Origin of the sequence: Haloarcula rara, assembly GCF_029338235.1 — an archaeon.
Taxonomy (GTDB): domain Archaea; phylum Halobacteriota; class Halobacteria; order Halobacteriales; family Haloarculaceae; genus Haloarcula; species Haloarcula rara.
On record NZ_CP119785.1, the window covers coordinates 419,454 to 440,013 of the forward strand.

At 66.5% G+C, this 20,560-nt stretch carries 20 protein-coding genes; 11 read left to right on the forward strand and 9 right to left on the reverse strand.

What is annotated here, in order from left to right:
• Position 1: 1 nt before the first annotated feature.
• A complete protein-coding gene (locus tag P1K32_RS02160; protein ID WP_276251084.1) occupies positions 2–700 on the reverse strand; it encodes a DUF7546 family protein in 699 nt (232 codons plus the stop codon).
• Positions 697–2,094 (reverse strand): heme o synthase, encoded by a 1,398-nt coding sequence (locus P1K32_RS02165; protein WP_276251085.1) that lies wholly within the window; start codon positions 2,092–2,094, stop codon positions 697–699. Before P1K32_RS02165 ends, P1K32_RS02160 begins: the two co-directional genes overlap by 4 nt.
• A 164-nt stretch (positions 2,095–2,258) precedes the next feature.
• On the opposite strand from P1K32_RS02165, the gene coxB reads away from it, so the two are divergent.
• Positions 2,259–3,080: a cytochrome c oxidase subunit II gene (gene coxB, locus P1K32_RS02170; RefSeq protein ID WP_276251086.1), complete on the forward strand. Its 822-nt coding sequence runs from the start codon at positions 2,259–2,261 to the stop codon at positions 3,078–3,080.
• Positions 3,081–3,130: 50 nt separating this feature from the next.
• Positions 3,131–3,562: a MaoC family dehydratase gene (locus P1K32_RS02175; protein ID WP_276251087.1), complete on the forward strand. Its 432-nt coding sequence runs from the start codon at positions 3,131–3,133 to the stop codon at positions 3,560–3,562.
• 91 nt (positions 3,563–3,653) lie between these two features.
• On the opposite strand, the gene P1K32_RS02180 is transcribed toward P1K32_RS02175, so the two are convergent.
• Positions 3,654–4,406, reverse strand: coding sequence for a CAP domain-containing protein (locus P1K32_RS02180; RefSeq protein ID WP_276251088.1), 753 nt, complete (start codon positions 4,404–4,406; stop codon positions 3,654–3,656).
• 92 nt (positions 4,407–4,498) lie between these two features.
• Here P1K32_RS02180 and srp19 point away from each other — a divergent pair, with 92 nt between their 5' ends.
• The 3 genes from srp19 to P1K32_RS02195 all read left to right on the forward strand — a co-directional run bounded on the left by srp19 (position 4,499) and on the right by P1K32_RS02195 (position 6,147).
• On the forward strand, positions 4,499–4,777 hold the full coding sequence (gene srp19, locus P1K32_RS02185; RefSeq protein WP_276251089.1) for a signal recognition particle subunit SRP19: 279 nt from the start codon (positions 4,499–4,501) through the stop codon (positions 4,775–4,777).
• The gene (locus P1K32_RS02190) at positions 4,774–5,001 is read left to right on the forward strand and encodes an H/ACA ribonucleoprotein complex subunit GAR1 (RefSeq protein ID WP_276251090.1); all 228 of its coding nucleotides are present in this window, start codon (positions 4,774–4,776) and stop codon (positions 4,999–5,001) included. The genes srp19 and P1K32_RS02190 overlap by 4 nt, the downstream gene beginning before the upstream one ends.
• Positions 5,002–5,073: 72 nt before the next feature.
• Complete coding sequence (locus P1K32_RS02195) at positions 5,074–6,147, forward strand: presenilin family intramembrane aspartyl protease PSH (RefSeq protein WP_276251091.1); 1,074 nt, start codon at positions 5,074–5,076, stop codon at positions 6,145–6,147.
• Between the two features lie 89 nt (positions 6,148–6,236).
• Here the strand turns inward: P1K32_RS02195 and P1K32_RS02200 are convergent, their stop codons facing one another.
• Positions 6,237–7,235, reverse strand: a complete 999-nt coding sequence (locus P1K32_RS02200; protein ID WP_276251092.1) for an ornithine cyclodeaminase family protein — start codon at positions 7,233–7,235, stop codon at positions 6,237–6,239.
• Positions 7,236–7,315: 80 nt separating this feature from the next.
• Entirely contained in the window at positions 7,316–7,534 is a 219-nt protein-coding gene (locus P1K32_RS02205) for a DUF8015 family protein (protein ID WP_276251093.1), read from the reverse strand.
• Between the two features lie 446 nt (positions 7,535–7,980).
• Here P1K32_RS02205 and P1K32_RS02210 point away from each other — a divergent pair, with 446 nt between their 5' ends.
• Positions 7,981–8,148, forward strand: coding sequence for a DUF7331 family protein (locus P1K32_RS02210; protein ID WP_220587035.1), 168 nt, complete (start codon positions 7,981–7,983; stop codon positions 8,146–8,148).
• 54 nt (positions 8,149–8,202) lie between these two features.
• Here the strand turns inward: P1K32_RS02210 and P1K32_RS02215 are convergent, their stop codons facing one another.
• Positions 8,203–8,622: a DUF3054 domain-containing protein gene (locus tag P1K32_RS02215; RefSeq protein WP_276251094.1), complete on the reverse strand. Its 420-nt coding sequence runs from the start codon at positions 8,620–8,622 to the stop codon at positions 8,203–8,205.
• A gap of 122 nt (positions 8,623–8,744) precedes the next feature.
• On the opposite strand from P1K32_RS02215, the gene P1K32_RS02220 reads away from it, so the two are divergent.
• Both P1K32_RS02220 and fen read left to right on the forward strand, forming a co-directional pair.
• Positions 8,745–9,284: a GNAT family N-acetyltransferase gene (locus tag P1K32_RS02220; RefSeq protein WP_276251095.1), complete on the forward strand. Its 540-nt coding sequence runs from the start codon at positions 8,745–8,747 to the stop codon at positions 9,282–9,284.
• Positions 9,285–9,315: 31 nt separating this feature from the next.
• Positions 9,316–10,296, forward strand: coding sequence for a flap endonuclease-1 (gene fen, locus P1K32_RS02225; RefSeq protein WP_276251096.1), 981 nt, complete (start codon positions 9,316–9,318; stop codon positions 10,294–10,296).
• Between the two features lie 32 nt (positions 10,297–10,328).
• Here the strand turns inward: fen and P1K32_RS02230 are convergent, their stop codons facing one another.
• From P1K32_RS02230 to P1K32_RS02240, 3 genes are all read right to left on the reverse strand, one after another.
• Positions 10,329–12,011, reverse strand: coding sequence for a methyl-accepting chemotaxis protein (locus tag P1K32_RS02230; RefSeq protein ID WP_276251097.1), 1,683 nt, complete (start codon positions 12,009–12,011; stop codon positions 10,329–10,331).
• A gap of 89 nt (positions 12,012–12,100) precedes the next feature.
• Positions 12,101–14,764: a PAS domain S-box protein gene (locus tag P1K32_RS02235; RefSeq protein ID WP_276251098.1), complete on the reverse strand. Its 2,664-nt coding sequence runs from the start codon at positions 14,762–14,764 to the stop codon at positions 12,101–12,103.
• Positions 14,765–14,988: 224 nt separating this feature from the next.
• Positions 14,989–15,381 (reverse strand): hypothetical protein, encoded by a 393-nt coding sequence (locus tag P1K32_RS02240; RefSeq protein ID WP_276251099.1) that lies wholly within the window; start codon positions 15,379–15,381, stop codon positions 14,989–14,991.
• Positions 15,382–15,598: 217 nt separating this feature from the next.
• On the opposite strand from P1K32_RS02240, the gene P1K32_RS02245 reads away from it, so the two are divergent.
• From P1K32_RS02245 to P1K32_RS02255, 3 genes are all read left to right on the forward strand, one after another.
• Complete coding sequence (locus P1K32_RS02245; RefSeq protein WP_276251100.1) at positions 15,599–17,005, forward strand: class II fumarate hydratase; 1,407 nt, start codon at positions 15,599–15,601, stop codon at positions 17,003–17,005.
• A gap of 85 nt (positions 17,006–17,090) precedes the next feature.
• Positions 17,091–18,965, forward strand: a complete 1,875-nt coding sequence (gene gatE, locus P1K32_RS02250; RefSeq protein WP_276251101.1) for a Glu-tRNA(Gln) amidotransferase subunit GatE — start codon at positions 17,091–17,093, stop codon at positions 18,963–18,965.
• Between the two features lie 61 nt (positions 18,966–19,026).
• Entirely contained in the window at positions 19,027–20,559 is a 1,533-nt protein-coding gene (locus tag P1K32_RS02255; RefSeq protein ID WP_276251102.1) for a DUF7504 family protein, read from the forward strand.
• Position 20,560 lies beyond the last annotated feature (1 nt).

Consider the following 20,560-nt stretch of genomic DNA (forward strand, 5'->3'; position numbering starts at 1 on the left):
GTCAGTCGAGCACGTTCGCGCGGAGCCAGCTGGCGACGGTGATGTCGAACCGGTGGACGGCGTACAGCAGCCCGACCGAGACGAGAAAGACAGCCGTCGAGAGCCCGTAGGACTGGCTCATCGCGACCTGGTACAGCGCCCCGCCGGCGCCGATGGCCCCGCCGACGACGGACGCGACGATGGGAAGCACACAGCTCACACACGAGAAGAGGCCGACCACGCCGCCGGCGAGCCCGCCGCTGGCGTCGACGACGGTGACGTAGACGAGATACGACAGGGCCAGATAGCCCGCCACTTTCCACGGCGTGAATACGACCGCGAGGGTCGTCCCGCTGTAGACGAACGACGGAGCAAAGCCTGGCGGCGCCGCGAGCACGACGCGGAGTCCCGTACCCGCGCCGCCTGTGCCGAAGACGCCGCCGACGTAGCCAAGCAGGAGGCCGTAACCGACGGCGACGGCCGCGGCGAGGTATCGGCGGCGGTCAGCGGCGGGCGCGGGTCGCACTCGCAGGAGCACCCAGGCGGCGACGTTGAGCCAGATAAAGGGGAAGGCGAGCAAGAACGCGTCCGTCGCGGCCCCGGGGAGCAAGAGGAGATACAGCAGCACCAGCAAGAGCTCCGTGTTGATGACGACGGCCCAGAGCGCGAGCGAGCGCCCCTCGGGTACCAGCCCGCGCCAGTCGTTCTCGAGCGTGCTCATAGGGCGAGTGAGTCGACGACGATGGCCACCAGGAGCAGGCCCAGATAGGCGTTCGAAGCGTGGAACGCCCGGAACGCGGCGCCCTCGGTCTGCTCGCGATGCAGCCGGATGACCGCCCAGAGGAAGACGGCCCCCACGCTCGCTGAGGTCAGGGCGTACAACCAGCCCAGCGAGGTCATCGCTGCCAGGACGCCCGACCCCACCAGCGTCGCGCCCAGGTAGTAGACGATGTGTTTACGTGTCTCCGTCTCGCCGCGGACGACCGGCATCATCGGGAAGCCGCCGGCCTCGTAGTCGTCCTTGTACGCCAGCGCGAGGTTGTAGAAGTGGGCGGGCGTCCACAGGAAGATAACGCCGGCCAGCGCGATGCCGGGCAGACCGAGGCTCCCCTCGACGGCGACCCAGCCGATGAGCGCCGGTAGCGCCCCCGCGGCCCCACCAATGACCGTGTTCTGGACGGTGTTCGGTTTCAGCACGAGCGTGTAGATGACGCTGTAGAACAGGATTGCGGTGAGTCCCAGCGCCGCCGCCAGCACGTTGACCTGCCAGAACAGGACGAGGGCTGCGGCCGCGAGCGCGACACCGAAGGCCATCGCGTTAGCCACCGGAATCCGGTGAGTCGCGATGGGTCGGTCCGAGGTACGGTCCATCCGCTTGTCGATATCGCGCTCAAGCACGTGATTGAACGTCCCGGAGGCGCCGATAGAGAGCACACCGCCGCCCAGCGTCAAAAGGACGGTCCGGGTCGTCAGCGCGGGTCCGGCCGCAAGCGCCATGCCGGCGGCGGCGACCAGACACAGCAGCCACATCAGTCGCGGTTTCATCAGCCGGAAGTACGCGCCCAGGGTCCCCAGCACGCGCTCTTTCCTCGAGAGTGCACCGACCGGGGGCGGCGAGTCCGTCTCCTCGTCGTCGGGCATCGGCGCCGGCGAGAGGTCCTCGACCGGGGTCTCGTCCGCATCGCCCGTCTCGAACTCCAGCTGCCACGCGAGCGCGAGCACGAACGAGACGAAGATAGCCATCCCGACGCCGAGGTGGGCGCCGGGGAGGGCTGCCGGGCCGGCAGTGGCGACGAACGCACCCAGCGCAATCTGGACGGGATACAGCGCGATACCGACGAGCAGTGCGACCGTGACACGCCGACGCGTCGCCGTCCGGAGGCCCAGCGAGACCGTCCCGAGCGCGAGTGTACCGACGACCGCCGCAAGCAAGCGGTGCCCACGCGCTATCAACAGGTCGGGCTCGGCGAGCGTCACCGGCCCCTGGCACAGCGGCCAGGAGGTACAGGCGGCGACGGCGTCAGTGATGGTCGCCGTCGCACCGGCGATGACCAGCAGATAGACACCGACTGCCGTCGCGGCCAACAACCCGGTGAAGGTCCGACTCTCTGCCATTACTACCTTCCTTTGACGGCGCACACTTAGACTCCTCGCTTTTTCTCGTGTCCTGGGAGAACCACGCAGTGTCCGCTGGTGGCGCCTGGGCCGATTCTACGACAACGACCAGTTCCCCGGGTCGAGACAGCAGTTATTTATCCCCGAAATCCTAAGCCGCGCACATGACTCGGAGACGCGCCGGTCTGGTCGCACTCCTCGGCGCTGCGCTGCTCGCGTTCGCCGCCGAGCCGGTCGCCGCACAGCCATCGGCCTCTACGTCCGTAGAGCAGATATGGAACCTCAACAATAATCTGCTCTACGTGGCCATCCCCATTACCGTACTGGTCGAGGGGATTCTCATCTACACCGTCTGGCGGTTCCGCAACCGCGAAGAGCCCCTGCCGACGATGGAGAACCGCCGGCTAGAGATCACGTGGACGGTCGCGACGGCCGTCATCCTCCTGTTCGTCGGTATAGCGTCCTATCAGGTGATGGCCAGTCCCTTCGTGACGGCCGAATCGACCAATCAGGCTGATCTCCAGACCGAAGAGGTCGAGCACATCGAGGTCGAAGCGTACCGCTACGGCTGGACGTTCTACTACAATGGGTCGAGCTTCGATCAGGGGACCGACGTCACCTCGACCGAGACGCTCCGGCTACCGGCCAACCAGGAAGTGAACTTGCGGGTCACGTCCACTGACTGGCTCCACGCGTTCCACGTGCCCAGCCTCGGGCTAAAGGCCGACGCCTTCCCCGGTCAGTACAACCAGCTCCGAACCGTCCCGACGGAGACGGGTTCCTACCAGCTGTACTGTGCGGAGTACTGTGGCTCGGGCCACTCCGAGATGCTCGGGACCGTCGAGGTGATGCCACAGGATGAGTACGACCAGTGGATACAGGACCAGCAGTCCTCGAGCAGCGGAAACGAGACCAGCGACAACAGCACGGCCGACAACAGTACGTCGGGCAACGCGACGGCGACCCCGACCCCCACCCCGGCCTGAGCGCTCTGTTTTTCCGGTACCGTTAGGCCGCGACCGGCCCTTGTGCCCGTATGAACTATTTCGAGGGGCTTGCCGTCGGAGACACCGACAGTTTCGGCGAGTGCGAGGTCACAGCCGAGGCGGTCACGGACTTCGCGGGTCAGTACGACCCACAGCCGATACACACCGACCCGGAGGCCGCAGCGTCGTCGATGTTCGGCGGGCTGGTCGCCAGCGGCTGGCACACGGCGGCGATGACGATGCGGCTCCTGGTCGACGGCTGGCTGACCGACTCCCGAGCGCTGGGGGCACTGGGTGTCGATTCGCTCCGGTGGCCCGAGCCGGTCCGCCCCGGCGACAGGCTCTCGGTCAGCACGGAGATACGCGAGAAAGAGCCGTTCGACGAGGACCGCGGTCGGGTCGCCATCGAGGTGGCGACGACGACACAGCACGGTGACACCGTCCTCTCGATGGTGGCACAGGTCCTGTGGGAACGTCGGTGACATCCGCCGCACTGTGAACGGAGAGAGAGAGCGGCTCCCTCAGGCCGACGACGCCGGAATCCTCTCGCTGTTAGCAGCCTAGCCGGAGGTGTCAACAGAGGTTGACGGTCGCGTAGACGGCTCCGGAGTTCGTGACGGTGACGCCGACGCCGATACGGTCGGCGTTCTGGTAGGTCAGCCGGTCACGGAAAATCGAGGTCGACAGCCAGTCCTCGGTCAAGCTGTTGGCGACCGCCGTGTCGTTCTCGTTGAACTGCTGGGTCCCGTTTTCGGGGTACTGCTGGCCGGCGTAGGTCTGCCCGATGACTTCGAGGTCGTTGTCCTTGGCGTTCTCGATATAGCTCTCGACCTGGAACTGACAGGAGTCATAGAGGCCGTATTGCTCGTATCGGTCGGCGCTGGCGACCTCGTCGATAGTGTGACCGGCCCGACCGGCATCTGCCATAGCGGCGCTGTGACTGTCGGCCATCCGTTCTACGTCCGCTGCCGTACCACCACTTGTCGACAGTGAGTCTAACCCCTCGCTCTCTCGGGCGTCGTTGATGTTCGCGACGATAGTGGTACTGATGTTGCGTTCGTTGAACTCCCGCGCCGGAATCGGCTCGCGCTGGACGATCTCTTCGTCATCGGTGTCATTGCCGTCCGACGGTTCCGTCGTCGAGTCGGACCCGGAGGGCGTCGTAGTGGCCTGTGTGTCGGTTTTCTGTGGGCTCGTCTCCGAGGCTGCTGGGCTGTCAGGCCCCTCCTCAGAGAGTCCGCCGACCTGCATCCCGACGAAGACCCCTGTGCCGAACACGGCAAACAGCACGACTGCTGCGAGACTGAGGAAGGCTTTGTTGACCATCTGGGGCCCAGTTGTATGTACAATCATGTAAGTGTATACCTTCCCCGGGACCGTCGGAAAAACACATAAGTCAGGGGTGGCGACTGTCGGGCATGGTCGAGAACGTCATCTGGCCGGTCGCGTTCGACGCGGAGCGCTCGCGCAGCGAGGGGCGCCGCGTCCCAAGCGACCTGGCGGTGACAGAGCCGACAGTCGACGAGATAGCGAAGGCGGTCCAGCAGGTGGGCTACGACGCCGTCATCGAACGGGACAAGACGTACCCCCGCGAGCGCGAACAGCGGGGTCGCGTTATCGTCAAAGACGCCGACGACGCCACGAAGACCGACCTGCTGGGCGCCGTCGCCGCCTACGTCCAGGTACTGCGCGAATGAGACGCGTGGGCTCGGTCGAGTGGCTGGCACAGGGGCTCGCCGTGGTCCGGGCCACCGACGAGAGCTACACCGATATCGGGACGCGAGTCGTGGACGACGAGCTCACGTCGGTCGGCGAGGTGGTCGACGTGTTCGGACCGGTCGAGCGGCCCTACATGGCCGTCTCGCCGACCAGTGGGGTCCACCTCCCGGCGCTGCTTGGGACACCGTTGTACGCGCGATGACGGCAGGCCGCGCAGCTGGGCCCCCTCAGAGCAGTCCGTAACGCTGAAATCCGGGCCTGTGCGACGGATGGCATGGACAGACGCTGGCGCGCCGTCGCCGGGTGTACGCTCATCGGTCTCATCTTCCTGTTCGTCCAGGTGGGCGCGCTCGCCTTGGTCGAGCCGTTCGAGACGGCCGGCTACCAGGCCGTCGAGGACCCGTCGGACCCGACCAACAGCATCGTCTACGTCGTGGCCATCTTGGTGGCCACGGGCGGGATGTTGCTCGCGTTCAGGTACGACGCCGACCAGCTCATCCGCGGACTCATCGTCTTCTCCAGCGCGTGGCTCTCGCTGTACATCTTCCGCCTGGTCGCGCCGCCGGTGTACGTCGGTGGCTTCAACGTCGTCGCCCTCGCCCTGGCGACGCTGCTGGGGGTCGCCTTGCTCGTGTATCCGGAGTGGTACGTCATCGATACCGCCGGCGCGGTGATGGGCGCGGCCGCGGCCGGCCTCTTTGGCATCAGCTTCGGTATCCTCCCCGCCCTGCTGTTGCTGTCGGTCCTCGCCGTCTACGACGCTATCAGCGTGTACGGCACTGAGCACATGCTGACACTCGCCTCGGGGGTGATGGACCTCAGAGTCCCCGTTGTACTCGTGATTCCGCTGTCGCTGTCGTACTCCTTCCTCGATGCGACGACACCGGACCCGGCGGACGAAGACGAGAGAGACGGGGAGACGACTGAATCGGACGACGACGGAGCGGCCGAGACTGGGGACGACGAAGCGGACGAGGCGGAGGCCGACGACGCGGCGCCGGCGACAGACGCGGAACCGGCCGACGACGAGATGGACCAGGGGCCACTGGAGCGGGACGCGCTCTTTATCGGCCTCGGCGACGCCATCATCCCGGCCATCCTCGTCGCCAGTGCCGCCTTCTTCGCGCCCGCAGACGTGCAGACAGTGGTCGGTGTGCCGCTCCCGGCGGTCACGGCCATGGTCGGGACCTTCCTCGGGCTCGCGGTGTTGCTGTGGCTGGTGCTCAAGGGTCGCGCGCACGCGGGACTGCCGCTCCTGAACGGCGGCACTATCGCTGGGTACCTGCTGGGGGCGCTGGTTGCCGGCATCGGTCTCGTCGAGGCGCTCGGACTGGGGCCGTACGTCTAGCGGCCCCTCGACTAACAGTGGATTCAGCTATCAGTGATTACGAGAGCCGGAGATGTTTCGCGTCGCTGGACGCTTCTCCGATAGGGAACTCAGTTACTACCCATCGCCTCGCTCGCGGGCGCGAAGTCGATCTCCTCGCCGACGCCCGCCTCGACGGCGCGGTCGTACAGCATCCTGGCGGCCGCCACGGTCTCGATGGCCGTCCCGCCCGAGTCAAAGACCGTGATATCGTCGGGCGACTCCCGTCCCGGCGCATCACCCACGAGCACCTCGCCGAGTTCGGCGTGGACGTGGTCCTCGTCGACGACCCCCTCTTCTACGGCGTGGATGAACGACCCCGCGTCCCGTGTGACGCGAGCACGGAGGTCAGGGACGTAGGTCGCCCGCTCGATGGTTGTCGTGTCGAGTTCGCGCTTTCCCGGGTGATACTGCCCCATCGCCGTGACGTGGGTCCCCGGCTCCAGCATCTCGCCGTCGAAGACGGGCTCGTCGGCATTGGTCGCGGTAATAACGACGTCTGCGCCCTCAACGGCGGCAGCCGAGGAGGCGACCGCGGCCACGGTAGCGTCTAACTCCTCGTTCATCTCGGCGGCGAACTCCTGACGGTGTGATTGGGTGGGCGAGTACACCTCGACACGGTCGAACGCCCGCACCGTCGCGGTCGCCCGGAGCTGGCCGCGGGCCTGGGTGCCGCTCCCGATGACCGCCAGGTCCGAGGCGTCGACCGGGGCCAGAGCGTCGACACCGACGGCACCGGCCGCACCCGTCTTGTGGGGGTTCATGCTCGCGCCGTCGAGCAGGGAAAGCGGCGTACCGGAGTCGGGGTCGAAGATAGGCAGCGCGAAGTGGGCGTCCCGGTCGTCAAAGCCGGCGGCGTACGTGTACCCGCCCATAGCCCCCGTCTCCGGGAGGATAGCCAGATAGCCAGTCAGCATCCCCGCCGGGGCGTCCGAAAACAGCGTCGTCCGGGGCTCAGCCGGGGCGCCGTGGCCGCGTTCTCGGTAGCCCGCACGGACCGGGTCGACGTACTCATCGGGACGAGCGAGCTCTGCGATTTCGGCGCTCGACAGAAACAGGGCGGTCGACATAGTCGATAGTAGGTCCGTCAGCGACTTAACGGCGATGGGCGAGCGGAAAGAACGAGAGACGAGAAGCGAAAGGGACGGGGTCAGTCTGCGGTCTGGACCGGGTCGGACTGAACGGTCTCGGTCGGGACGGGGTCGACCGGTGCGTTCACGAACATGGCGTGGCCGATGAGGGCGACAGCGACGACCGACGCCAGCGGAATCGCCGTCGTCAGCGCGAAGCCAGCCAGGACGAGGACGCCAGTGATTCCGGCCATAGCAAGTGGGATAAGTCCGAGAACAATGTCGTAATAACCCATCATGATTGTAAATTATAGTATGGGAGAGGGGTACATAAGAGTTTCGCGTAAATCTTGCATAGGATTTTTTGTAGGCACCGAATACTTCTTTCGATTAATATTGCTACTATTCTCATAAGTTATGGGGATATGGAGAAACGATTGTCTCTGGACCGCTGACATCGATAGTGCCGATATATGGGTGTAGAACCTCTCGTAGTCGAATTTCGCTTTGGAGCTACTGTCGTCGGCCCGGGTCCCACTCCGAGACGGCCGCATCGTCCGGGCGGCAACCCACCTGTCAGCGTCCGCCCTGCGCCCCGTTTTCAGAAGGTGAAATCGGTCATCCCTCCTTTTGATTCGGGAGCGGGCGTTATTTTATCGAATGATAACTGGGTCCGAGTGCTTATAATCGGTAACGAGGTAACAAGCATCGGAGGGAGTTCCCGGGGTCTGCCCCGGCGAAACCAATGAGTACGAACGCCACGGACGATACGAACGACGCCCGAAGCGAGGAACCGGCACGGCGATACGCCGAGTTGAACATCGGTGACGAGGAGTTCGTCATCTACGACCGGGAGAACCACCAGGCGTGGATCCAGTCGTCGACCTCTCTCGACGTAGCCGACCTCCGGTAACTGTCGCCCCCGCGGGCGGACCACCGCTGCCGAATCTATCAGTTCTACGGTCGCTTATCTCGCGAGTGTCACCGTCGCGGCGACGCGCCACAGCGTGAGCAACAGCCCGCCCACGAGCACCGAGACGATAGCGAACGTGAGCGCAGCACCACCGTGGAAGACGCTCGTGGCCCGGAGCCCCTGGGCGATGGCAACGGCGCCGATCCAGCTGAGCAGCGTCACGAGCGTCGCGTTCGCGAGCGTCCCCGGTGCGTCACTGGCGTACAGGCCCGCGGCGCCAGCCACCAGCAGCCACCCGATGAGGAAGGGGGCGAACGTCCCCGCGACCCGTCCCACGTCCACGAGCGGGTTGTAGCCGTGGGTGTACTCGCCGACGGCGACAAAGAGGAGGATGGCACCCAGGTCACCGGCCGCCAGCAGGGCCGTCTTCGAGGAGAACTCAACGTGGCTCCGGTCGGCCGTCGCAACGCTCATATCCGGGTTTGGTACTCCTCGTACTTCGGTTCCCCGTTTTCCGCCACGCTCGCGGGCCGCCGTGACACATCGAGCGCCGTGCCGTGGGCGGGAACTACATGACAGGCGGTGGTAGCGGGCCCATGGAGTTCGCGCTGTGTGGCTGGCCCGACGACGAGCATCCCCTCCGGCTGGACTACCGGGAGTTCGCCTACGCCGGCAAGTTCGTCATGACCTCGACCGGCAAGGCCGTCGCGGGCGACGACGGCGTCGTGGCCGCCGCGGCGTTCGACGAAGACCGGACCGACAGGGACACCCTGTGTATCCGCTACGTCACCGTCCGACGGGACCGCCAGGGAGAGGGGGTCGGACCGCGGCTGTTACGGTTCGTCCGGGAGCGAGCGAGCGAGCGGGGCTACGAGCGTGTCACCATCGGCGCGAACAACCCCTTCTCCTACGAGGCGGCCTACCGGGCGGGGTTCTGTTTCACCGGTTCGGAAGCCGGACTCGCGGAGCTCACCCTCGAATGGCCCGGCGACCGGAGCACCGAGCGGTACCAGTCGGGGCTGGCGCTGTTCCGCCAGCGCGACCTCTCCGAGGCCGAAGAGGCGTTTCTGGCGGCGAAACTGGACGCCGAGCCGCCGGCCGTGGTCGAGGTGCGCGCCGAAGCGAGACCCGGATGATTCAAATCGCTGTCCCCCGAACGCCCGCCCAATGGGAAACGCTGACCTCCGTTCACTTGCGGCCATCGAAGACGTGGCCTTCGAGGACTTAGACGGCGGCGTCGTCGCCGTCGACGCGCACAACTGGCTCTACCGGTATCTCACGACCACGGTCAAGTTCACGAGTGACCACAAGTACACCACCGACGACGGCGAAGAAGTGGCCAACCTCATCGGCGTCGTCCAGGGGCTGCCGAAGTTCTTCGAGCACGACCTCACCCCAGTCTTCGTCTTCGACGGCGCCGTGACCGAACTCAAGGACGACGAGGTCGAGAAACGGCGCGAACAGCGCGAAAAGTACGAGGCCGAACTCGAAGACGCCCGTGAAGCCGGTGATTCGGTCCGGGTGGCCAAGCTCGACTCGAGAACGCAGCGGCTGACCAAAACCATCGTCGAGACGACCCGAGAGCTGCTGGCACTGCTCGACGTCCCCGTCGTCGACGCCCCCGCCGAGGGCGAGGGGCAGGCCGCCTACATGGCCCGCCAGGGCGACGTGGACTACGTCGGTACCGAGGACTACGACGCCTTGCTGTTCGGCGCGCCCTACACGCTGCGCCAGCTGACCTCCAGCGGTGAGCCCGAACTGATGGACTTCGAGGGGACGCTCGACTCGACGGGACTGACGTGGGAGCAGCTGGTCGACGCGGCCATCCTGATGGGGACGGACTTCAACGAGGGCATCTCAGGTATCGGCCCGAAGACGGCAGTCAAACTGCTTGACGAACACGGCGATCTCTTTGCAGTCCTGGAGGAACGGGGCGAGCACATCGACCACGCCGACCGCATCCGCTCGCTGTTTCTGGACCCGGCGGTGAGCGACGACTACGAAGTTCCGACGGAGCTGGACCCGGACCTGGAGGCCGCCCGCGCCTTTGTCACCGAGGAGTGGGAGGTCGACGCGGAAGAGGTCCGCCGCGGGTTCGAACGCATCGACGAGTCGGTCGTCCAGACCGGGCTGGACCGCTGGACGTAGCGGGACGCCGACTGGCAGTTCGTATCGCGGTCTCAGAGTTCGTCGATCTCTGCGTCCTCGTCGGCGGCGAGGCGGAACTGGTCGACCAGTTCGAACACCTCTTCGCTCATGACGTTGAGGTCCTGAGAGCGCCCGGCAACCTGGTCCATGGCGCTGGCCTGCTCGTCCAGCCCGGCCGATATCTGCTGGACTGAGGCGGTAATCTCCTCGGAGAGCGCCGAACTATCCTCCACGACGGCGGCGACCGATTCGGCGTTCTCGGCCTGGGTCTCGACGGCGTCGGTTATCTCGGCGACGCCGTCGCTGGTTTGTGCGACGCGCGACTGTATCCCGTCGAGATGGTCACCGACGGTTTCGACGGCGTCAGCCCCCTCCTCGACCTCGCGATTGGCGGCCTGGATACTGTCGACGACCTCGTCGGTCTGGGTCTGGAGCTCCTCGATGATGGATGCGACGTCGTCTGCCGACTCCTGGGAGTCCTCTGCGAGACCCTTCACCTCGTTGGCGACGACGGCGAAGCCCTCGCCGGCGTCACCGGCACGGGCCGCCTCGATGTTGGCGTTCAGCGCGAGCATGTTGGTCTGCTCGGCGATGTCGCTTATCATCTCGACGATATTCTCGACCTCCTCCATCTTCGCGTCCAGCGAGTCGATATCGCTCGCGACCCCGCTCGTGGCGTCGGTCGCCGAGCGTATCTGCGTGACGGCCGTGTCGACTTCCGTGACGCCCTCGGCGGCCAGTTCCTCGGCCTCGGCCGACCGGGCGTCTATCTGCTGGATGGAGGCAGTTATCTCTTCTATCGACGCCGAGAGGTCATCGACGTTCCGGTTGGCCCGCTGGGTCTGTTCGGCAAGGTCTTCGGAGCCGCCGGCCAGCTCGGTCGAGGAGGCGTCGATTTGCTGTATCGAAGCTGTCACCTCCTCGGCCGAGGCCGAGAGGTCCTCACCCGTCGCTGCCAGGTCGTCGGACTGTTCGGTCAGCGACTCAACGACCCCGCGGATGTTGTAGACGGCCAACCCGAGATTCGAGTTCATCGCCTCGAACTCGTCGTGGACGGCCCGGAGGGCCTCGAAGTCGGCGTCGGGCTCGGGGACCGTCGGGTCGATAGTCAGGTCGCCCTCGGCCAGTCGTTCGAGCTTGTCCTGGAGGTCCTCCAGCGCCCGGCGCTGGTACTGCTCCAGTCGCTCTGTGCGCCGTTGCTCGGTCCGGCGCTCGCTGATGTCTCTGAGGACGGCCATCGTTCCGGTACAGCTACCGTCGTCGTCGTACAGCACCGAGACCGTCTGGCTGACCGGCGTCGTCTCTCCGTCGACCGTCAGCGTCCCCTCTCGGTCCTGCAGGTCCCGCTGCTCGTCAAGCGCCGTCGCCACGAGGTCGCCGACACCGTCGTTCAGGTCCGCGACTGACGCCTCCCTGGCAGCCGGTCGCGTGGTCTCGAACCGTTCGGCCGCTTGCTGATTGATATGTGTGACCGTGCCACACTCATCCGTCACGACGGTCGGTTCGGTGAGCCCGTCGATGACGCTGCGGAGCATCGCCTGAGCTTCGTCTGCCCGGTCCCTTCCGGAGTCCATCCCGGTCGACTCCGCCTGTATCTCGCCCGGCTCGAGTCGAGTCGGCCCGTCCCCATCGGCGCCATCATCAGTCTCGTCGTCGTCGTGGTCGCCGACGACTGATGCGAGTAGGTGGAACATCTGTGTGGTACTGGCCGCCATACCGGTATAGCACCTCTGCCAACTCGTGTAGGCCGTCGTCAGGGCGGCCCTACACACATAGGGCCTCAGCTATCAGCGGCGAGATTGGACTACAAGGGGTCGATATCACCCCGTTCGATAGCCCGCCCGACGAGTTTCGCCTCGGCGCGACGGAGGTGTTCCAGAAACGTCGGCGCAGCGATATCGAGTGACGCTGCGATATCTTCTCCGGTACTCTCGCGGGGCCAATCGTAGAAGCCGCGCTCATGGGCCACGGCCAGGGCCTCGCGCTGGCGGTCAGTGAGTTCGTCTGTGAGCTGGTCCTGACTCGGTTCCCCGTGTTCCCGACGGGCCAGCAGTTCGACGTCCTCGTACTGGGACGTAAGCAGGCGGGTGAACTCGCTGACCCGTTTGGTCGAGGGGACGGTGACGACCAGGCGGCCCCGGTCCGCCCCGACGTGGAGCGCTTCGAACATCCCGCCGTGATCGGCGACAGGTCCGGCGAGACAGGGGCCGGTGACGTGGAGTTCGAAGCGCACGCCGTCCTCGACCGCTGTCGCCTGCAGGACGGCGAAATCGTGACTCTCCCGACCGCAGGCCTCGACCGTCGTCGTCGAGACCCCCTCGGCGACGCCATAGACGAGCGAGCCCCCATCCGACCGCGGGACGACACGATGAACCGTCACCGGCACCGACAGCGCCCGGGCGAACTGAAACAGCGTGGTCGGCTGGGCCGCCATATCGAAGGCGAGCTGGACCTGCTGGTCGCCAAGCAGCGCCTGCCGCTGCTCGACCGCTGCGAGACTGTGGGCGACCGTTCCAGCGAAGTCGGCGAGCAGCTCGCAGGTCTCCTCGTCGAACGCGCCCGCGTCCGTCGCGTACATCGAGAGCGCGCCGTAGGGCACGTTGTTGTGTCGGAGCGGGAAGCTGGCCACCGCCCGGTAGTCCCGGTTCAGCGCCGCGCGCTGCCACTCGCCGTCGCGGAGCCCCGCAGCGACGGTGTTGTAGACGACCGGCGCCGAGCCCGTCGCCGCGCCGACGGTCGGCTCCGGTCCGTCGGCCGACGGGGCGAGCGACACCGTATCGAGATAGCCAGTACTCGCCCCGGCCGTCGCGTCGACCGTCACCCGACCGTCGATGTGGTCGAACTCGCCAACACAGACGAATCTGTAGCTGTCGATCTCCGCCAACCCCTCACAGACGATAGTCTCGATTTCGTCCCGCGTAGTGGCGCCCACGAGGTCGTGTGCGACTCGTCTGAGACGTTCGTTGACCGCGTCGAGGCGTTCCAGCCGGCGGTTTTGCTCGCGCAGTTCCCGCTCGCGACGCTGGATGCGCCGGTCGCGTTCCATCCGGTCGTAGGCCGCCTGGGCGCTGGCCGCGAGGAGGTCGGCCAGCTCCGCGGTCCGCTGGTCGTAGGCCGCTGTCTCCACCGCCCCACAGAGGAGCAAGCCGTGGTCCCCGATCGGCAACAGCAGCTCCGACCGAATCTCGGTGTCGGGGTTATACACGTCGGGGTCAGCGGTCACGTCGTCGTAGATGCGGCGCTCGCCGGTCATGAACGTCTGCCACGCGATACCTTCGCCCGGACCGAAGGTCGGCGGCTCACCGACGACCGCTTCGGTGGCCTCGGGGACGGCTTCCGGATAGAGACGGTTCTCCGTCTCGTCGAACCGATACACGCCGACGGCTTCGATATCGAGTATCTCGTCGGCCGCCGCCGCGATGATGTCACTCACCTCGGTCGAGCTCTCGGCCCCGAGCAGCGTACGGCTCGCGTCGTGGAGCTCCGTCAGCGTCCGCTCGTGGGCCCGGCGGTCGCTGATGTCCCGCGTGACCATGGCGGTCCCCCGATGGCGCCCGTCCTCGATAACGGGCGCGATGCGGCTCTCCGCCGGGAACGTCGTCCCGTCCCGTCGCTCTACAGTGACCGTCACCGTCATCACCTCCGCGTCCCCGCACCGGAGCACGTCCGCGATACACCGCTGCGTGCGTTCGACGTCCTCGGGGGAGAGCAGGCGGTCCAGTCCCGCACCCAGCAGCGCCTCGCGGTCGTAGCCGGTCATCGAACAGACGGCGTCGTTGACCATCTCGAAGCGGTCCTCGGTGTCGAGCCGGTAGATGCTGTCCGCCGCTGTCTCCAGTGCCGCCTCGTAGCCAAGCAGCTCCTGTTCTCGCTCCTTGCGCTCGGTGATGTCCCGCTGGAAGCCGACGAAGTTGGTCACCTCGCCGTCCACCGTAACAGGCTGAATCTGGACGCGGTTCCAGAACGCCGTCCCGTCTCTCCGGTAGTTACACAGCTCCGCAGTCACGCTCTCGCCGGCGTCGATAGCCGCCCGAATACGCCGGACAGCGTCCGAATCGGTGTTCTCGCCCTGCAAGAACCGACAGTTCCGGCCGACGACGTACTCGGGGCTGTACCCCGTGACGCGCTCGAACCCGTCGTTGGCGTAGACGACCGGGTTATCGGGCAGGGACGGGTCAGAGATGGTAATGCCGATTTCGGCCCCGTCCATCACCCGGTTCTTCAGCCGGAGTTCGGACTGGCTCTCTCGCTGTGACAGCTCGTACCGAACCCACTGGGTCAGGAGCTTGACGAAGCTCCGCTCCTCTGCGCTGAAAGAGCCCGCTCGGGTGTCCTCGTCGGCGAAACAGATAGTGCCGTACTGCTCGCCCAGGTCGATGCGGCCGCCGAGATAGCAGGCCAGCCCGAACCGCTCGTAGGCGCCGTCGTCCACCCAGTCGGCGTCGCGGAGGTCACCGAATCCGACCACGTCGTCGTTCTGTACGGTGTACTCGCAGTAGGCGGCCGACAGCGGCGCGCTGGAGCCGGCCTGTAGCTGGTCGTGGTCGCCGACGGCGGCGATAACGTGCTGGGTATCACCGTCGATGCTGGTGACGAAACCGTAGGGGAGCCCGAGCCGCCGACAACCGATGGTGACGACGCCCTCTAACCACTGCTCGACCGGTGCGGTGTCGTCCAGTTCGTACAGCGACTCTAGCGCGTCGATGGTCGCCGCTGAAAGCGCCGATTCCCGGCCGCCGCCGATGGTCCGCTGGACGACATCGGCGACGCGGTCGGGGTCCCCCGGGGACAGACGGCGCAGACGCCGGCGGCGTCGGCGGCCCGTGACGGGACGCCGTCGCCGACGACCACGGCCGGCACGCCATGTCGCTCCCGGGCCACGAGCGCGAGCTCGATACCGGTGAAGCTGCCGGCCGCTGTGCCGACCACGAGACAGCTGACGGAGTGGTCCGCGAGAACGGACAGCGCTTCCTCGCCGTCGCTGACGGCAGTTACGGTCATCGGTACGGCAGCGAGCGTATCGGTAACCGACGCCGCGAGCCCGACGGCGAGGACCTCCGGACGCGACCGACGTGTATCGGACATTGTAGCGGGTGACTTACCTGGAGTAGACGAACAGCGCGGGAAAGCCTACGGGTGAAAATATCACCGGTGATAACCTACAGGTGGCGCGCTGGGGCCGGACGCGGGCGCCGTCGGTCGTCGAACAAGCAGCACCTGCACCGGGTCGGGACAGTCGACAATACTGGCGAGGACGGCGGGGACCGGTGGGTTTTACGCCGCGGCGTTCGACCCCCGAAATATGAGCGACGAGTTCAGAACCGAACAGGACAGCCTCGGGGAGATGCAGGTGCCGGCCGACGCTTACTGGGGAGCCCAGACACAGCGGGCGATTCAAAACTTCCCCATCAGCGACGTGACCTTCGGGCGGCGGTTCGTCCGCGCGCTCGGCATCGTCAAGAAGGCTGCCGCACAGGCCAACCGGGACCTCGGACTTGTCGAGGAAGAGAAGGCCGACTGCATCGTCGAGGCCGCAGACGAGGTCATCGCGGGCGAGCACGACGACCAGTTCCCCGTCGACGTGTTCCAGACCGGCTCGGGGACCTCCTCGAATATGAACGCAAACGAGGTCATCTCGAATCGCGCCACCGAGATATACGGCGGGGAGATCGGGACCCGCGAGATTCACCCCAACGACCACGTCAACTACGGCCAGTCGTCCAACGACGTCATCCCGACCGCGATGCACGTCGCCAGCCTGGAGGCCGTCGAGAAGGACGTCGTTCCCGCACTGAAGACGCTTCGGGACGCGCTGGCCGAGAAGGAAGCGGAGTTCGACACCGTCGTCAAGACCGGCCGGACCCACCTCCAGGACGCCACGCCCATCACGCTGGGCCAGGAGTTCTCGGGCTACCGCACCCAGGTCGAGAAGGGCATCTCGCGGGTTCAGGACACTCAGGGACGCCTCGCTGAACTCGCACTCGGTGGCACCGCCGTCGGGACGGGGCTGAACACCCACCCCGAGTTCCCCGCGAAAGCAGCGGAGTATATCAGCGAGGAGACCGACCTCACCTTCCGCGAGGCCGACAACCACTTCGAGGCCCAGGCCGCCCACGACGCGATGAGCGAGGCCCACGGCGCCCTGCGTACGGTCGCCGGGTCGCTGAACAAAATCGCCAACGACCTCCGGCTGCTCGCCTCCGGCCCGCGCAACGGCCTGGGCGAGATCGACCAGCCCGAGAACCAGCCCGGCTCTTCGATTATGCCCGGGAAAATCAACCCCGTCGTCGCAGAGTCTGTCAACCAGCTCCACAAGCAGGTCGTCGGCAACGACGCCGCCGTCTCGGCCGGCGCGGCGGAGGGCCAGATAGACCTGAACCTCTACAAGCCCGTGCTGGCCTCGAACTTCCTCCAGTCCGCCCGCCTCATCGCCAACGGCAGCGAGGTCTTCGCCGAGAAGTTCGTCGCCAAACTGGAAGCGGACGCCGACCACTGCGAAGAGCGCGTCGAGCAGTCGATGGCGCTGGCGACGGCGCTCAATCCGGCTATCGGCTACGACAAAGCGAGCAAGGTCGCGAAGAAGGCCCTCGCGGAGGACAAGACGATTCGGGAGGTCGTGCTCGACGAGGGGTACCTCGACGAGGACGAGGTCGACGAGGTGCTGGACCCGGCGAAGATGACGGAGCGGGGGATTCTGGGCGACGAGTAGGGACTGGGCAGCTTGCGACGGAGCCGTGCGATTGCCGGGACCCGAAGGGAGCGTTTTTTGGCCCCCGGTCCCGCAGACGACGATAATGACTGACGCCGATTTCGACTACGAGGACCTTGGACTCGTAGCCGGCCTGGAGATCCACCAGCAGCTCGATACGGCCACCAAGCTGTTCTGTGCCTGTCCGACCGAGCTGCGCGAGCCCGAGGCTGCCGACCACACCTTCACCAGATACCTCCACCCGACCAAGAGCGAGCTCGGCGAGATAGACGACGCCGCCCTGGAGGAGAGTATGGTCGACCGCGAGTTCGAGTATCTCGCCTACGACACAACCTGTCTCGTCGAGGAAGACGACGAGCCACCCCACCGGGTCGACCGGGAAGCCATGGAGACGGCTATGGAAATCGGCCGGCTGATGGACATGAACGTCGTCGACCAGGTGAACGTGATGCGCAAAATCGTCGTCGACGGCTCGAACACGACGGGGTTCCAGCGCTCGATGCTCGTCGCCAACGACGGCGAGATAGCGACGAGCGACGGCCCGGTCGGCATCGAGGACATGTTGCTGGAAGAGGAGTCCTGCCAGCGCGTCGAGGAGACAGACGACGGGGTGCGGTTCTCGCTTGACCGGCTGGGTATCCCGCTGGTCGAAATCGGGACCAAGCCCGACATCAGCTCCCCCGAACAGGCCCGCGAGGCAGCCCAGCGTATCGGGATGTTGCTTCGCTCGACCGGGAAGGTCAAACGCGGCCTGGGGACCATCCGCCAGGACGTCAACGTCTCCATCGCCGAGGGCGCCCGCATCGAACTCAAGGGCGTCCAGAGCTTAGAGGACATCGACGACCTCGTTCGCAACGAGGTCCGCCGACAGGTCGAACTCGTCGACATCGCCGACGAACTGGGCGAGCGCGACGCCGCGGTCGGCGAGCCACAGGACGTGACGGCCGTCTTCGAGGACACGGACTCGGGGGTCATCGGCGGCGCACTCGACAGTGGCGGTGCAGTGCAGGCCGTCCGCCTGCAGGGGTTCGACGGCCTCGTCGGCCGGGAGATACAGCCCGACCGCCGGCTGGGGACCGAGTTCTCGGACCACGCAAAGCGCCACGGCGCCGGCGGCATCTTCCACACGGACGAGCTGCCTGCCTACGGCGTCACCGAGGACGAGGTCGAGCGCCTTCGCGAGGCCGTCGACGCCGGTCCCGAGGACGCTGTCGCCCTCGTGGCGGACGATCCCCAGACGGCCGAACTGGCCATCGAGGCGGTCGTCGAACGGGCCGAGACCGCCCTCGAGGGCGTGCCCGAGGAGACCCGCGACGCCCTGCAGGACGGGACCTCCCGGTATCTCCGACCGCTGCCCGGCGCGGCGCGGATGTACCCCGAGACGGACGTGCCGCCCGTCGAACCCGACCCGAGCGAGGTCGAGACCCCGGAACTGCTGACCGAGAAAGTCGCCCGCTACGAGTCCGATCACGGCCTCGACTCGGGGCTGGCCGAGCAGGTGGCCTACGGCCAGCGGTGGCCGCTGTTCGAGTCGGTCGTCGCCGAGGGCGTCGACGCGACGCTCGCGGCGGGCGTCCTCGAATCGACGCTGACAGAACTCCGACGGGACGACGTGCCGGTCGAGCGACTGTCCGATACGCACCTCCGGGAGACGCTCGCGCTCGTCGACGGCGGCGACGTGCCCCGCGAGGGGGTCGAGGACCTGCTCACGGCCCTGGCCGAAGAGCCCGACCTCACCGCCGAGGAAGCCGTCGACCGCGAGGACCTGGGCGGGGTCAGCGACGACGAGGTGCGCGAGGCCGTCGCGGAGGTCGTCGAGCGCAACGCAGACCAGGTGACCGAGGAGGGGATGGGCGCGTTCTCCGGGCTGATGGGCGAGTGTATGGGGGCGCTGCGCGGGAAGGCCGACGGTGACACCGTCAGCTCCGTGCTGCGAGAAGAGATACAGAAGCGGGCCTAAGTAGTTCGCTCGTCAACAATTTCGGCGATAGACTTCTAATCCACCCGTTCCTAAGGCCGCTATGTTTACTGTTGGGTCGTTGCTACCGGTCGAGGGTGTTCCACCCGGCTCGACGCTGCTTATCGTCGGCCCACCGATGACCGGCAAGCGGGGACTCGCGATGGAGCTGCTGGCCGCGGGGTTCCAAGCGGAAGCGGCCGCCGTGGTCTCGACGGACAGCAGCGCCGCCGACGTTCGGGACTCGATGACCCGGTACGCCGATACGCCGGCCGACCAGGTGCCGCTTGGTGTCGTCGACTGTGTGGGTGATTCCCACGGGTCGGCGTCGCTGGGCCCCCTAGACAGCCGCGTCAGCTCGCCGGCCGACCTCACCGGTATCGGCATGGAGCTGACGACGCTGATGGAGCGACTCTACGGCGAGTACTCCCCACGTCTCCGCGTCGGGCTGCTCTCGCTGACGACGATGTCGATGTACGCCGCGCCCGAACAGGTGGTCCGCTTTCTCCACGTCGTCACCAACCGTATCAGGGAGGCCGACGGCGTCGGGTTCGTCGTCGCCCACGCCGATACGATGGACGAAGCGCACCTCCAGCGACTGCGCTCGTTCGTCGACGGTGTCGTCGAGGTCCGCGAACACGACGAGGAGACACAGCTCCGTGTGCTCGGCTTGCCCGAAGGCAACACCGAGTGGACGGGCGTCCAGGCTGAGACCCGACCGGCCGCTGTCGAGGCGACGGCCGAGCCAGCGGTCACGGCGGCCGATAGCGACGCCAGCGGATCGGCCCCGGCTGACGCCGAGCCCGGTACCGCACCGGCGACAACGGCCGACGGGTCGCTCCGGGAGATATTCGACGCGGTGAAAGACGAGGCACCGACCCTGACAGTTGCCAACTACAGCGGCCCGCCCGAGGAACTGGCGGTCGTCGAGCGGTACTTCGACCGCCACGGGGTCGACGTCCGAGAGGCCTCGATGGACGTCGACCAGCCACGGTCCGTGGCGCTGTTACACCGGGGTGACGACCTACTGGCCAGTGAGTCCGTGCCCGCGGTACGGGGGGCCATCGACATCGATGCGGGGACGACCGACACCTTCGAAGAGCGCCATACAAGTGACCTCCTGACGAACCTAGAGCGGTCTGTGTACGGCGCCTCCGCCGCCGACAAGGGGTTGCTCATCGACGTGAGCCACAACATCGAGTTGCTGGCCAACCGGACTGGCTCGGGACGACTCCACGCCGGCTTCCAGTCTCTGTCGAACCTGGTCGGGGACGCACAGGCCGCCCGCATCTACGAGCGACTCGCCGCAAGCGGTGTCGAGGTCCACGTCTACGGCGTCCCCGATACGGAGACGACGGTGCCGGGTGTGACCGTCCACGAGGAAGACACCGAGGAGATGGCCGACTCGTGGTTCGTCGTCTACGACGGGGACGGCGACCCCGAGCGACAGGCGGCGCTGCTGGCCCACGAACTCGATACCGACAACGTCTACGACGGGTTCTGGACGTACAAGAGCGACATCGTCACCAGAATCGACGACTACCTGACCGCGACGTATCTCGACGGCGCCGCCACCGTTGGCGGGCGCTCCGACTGAG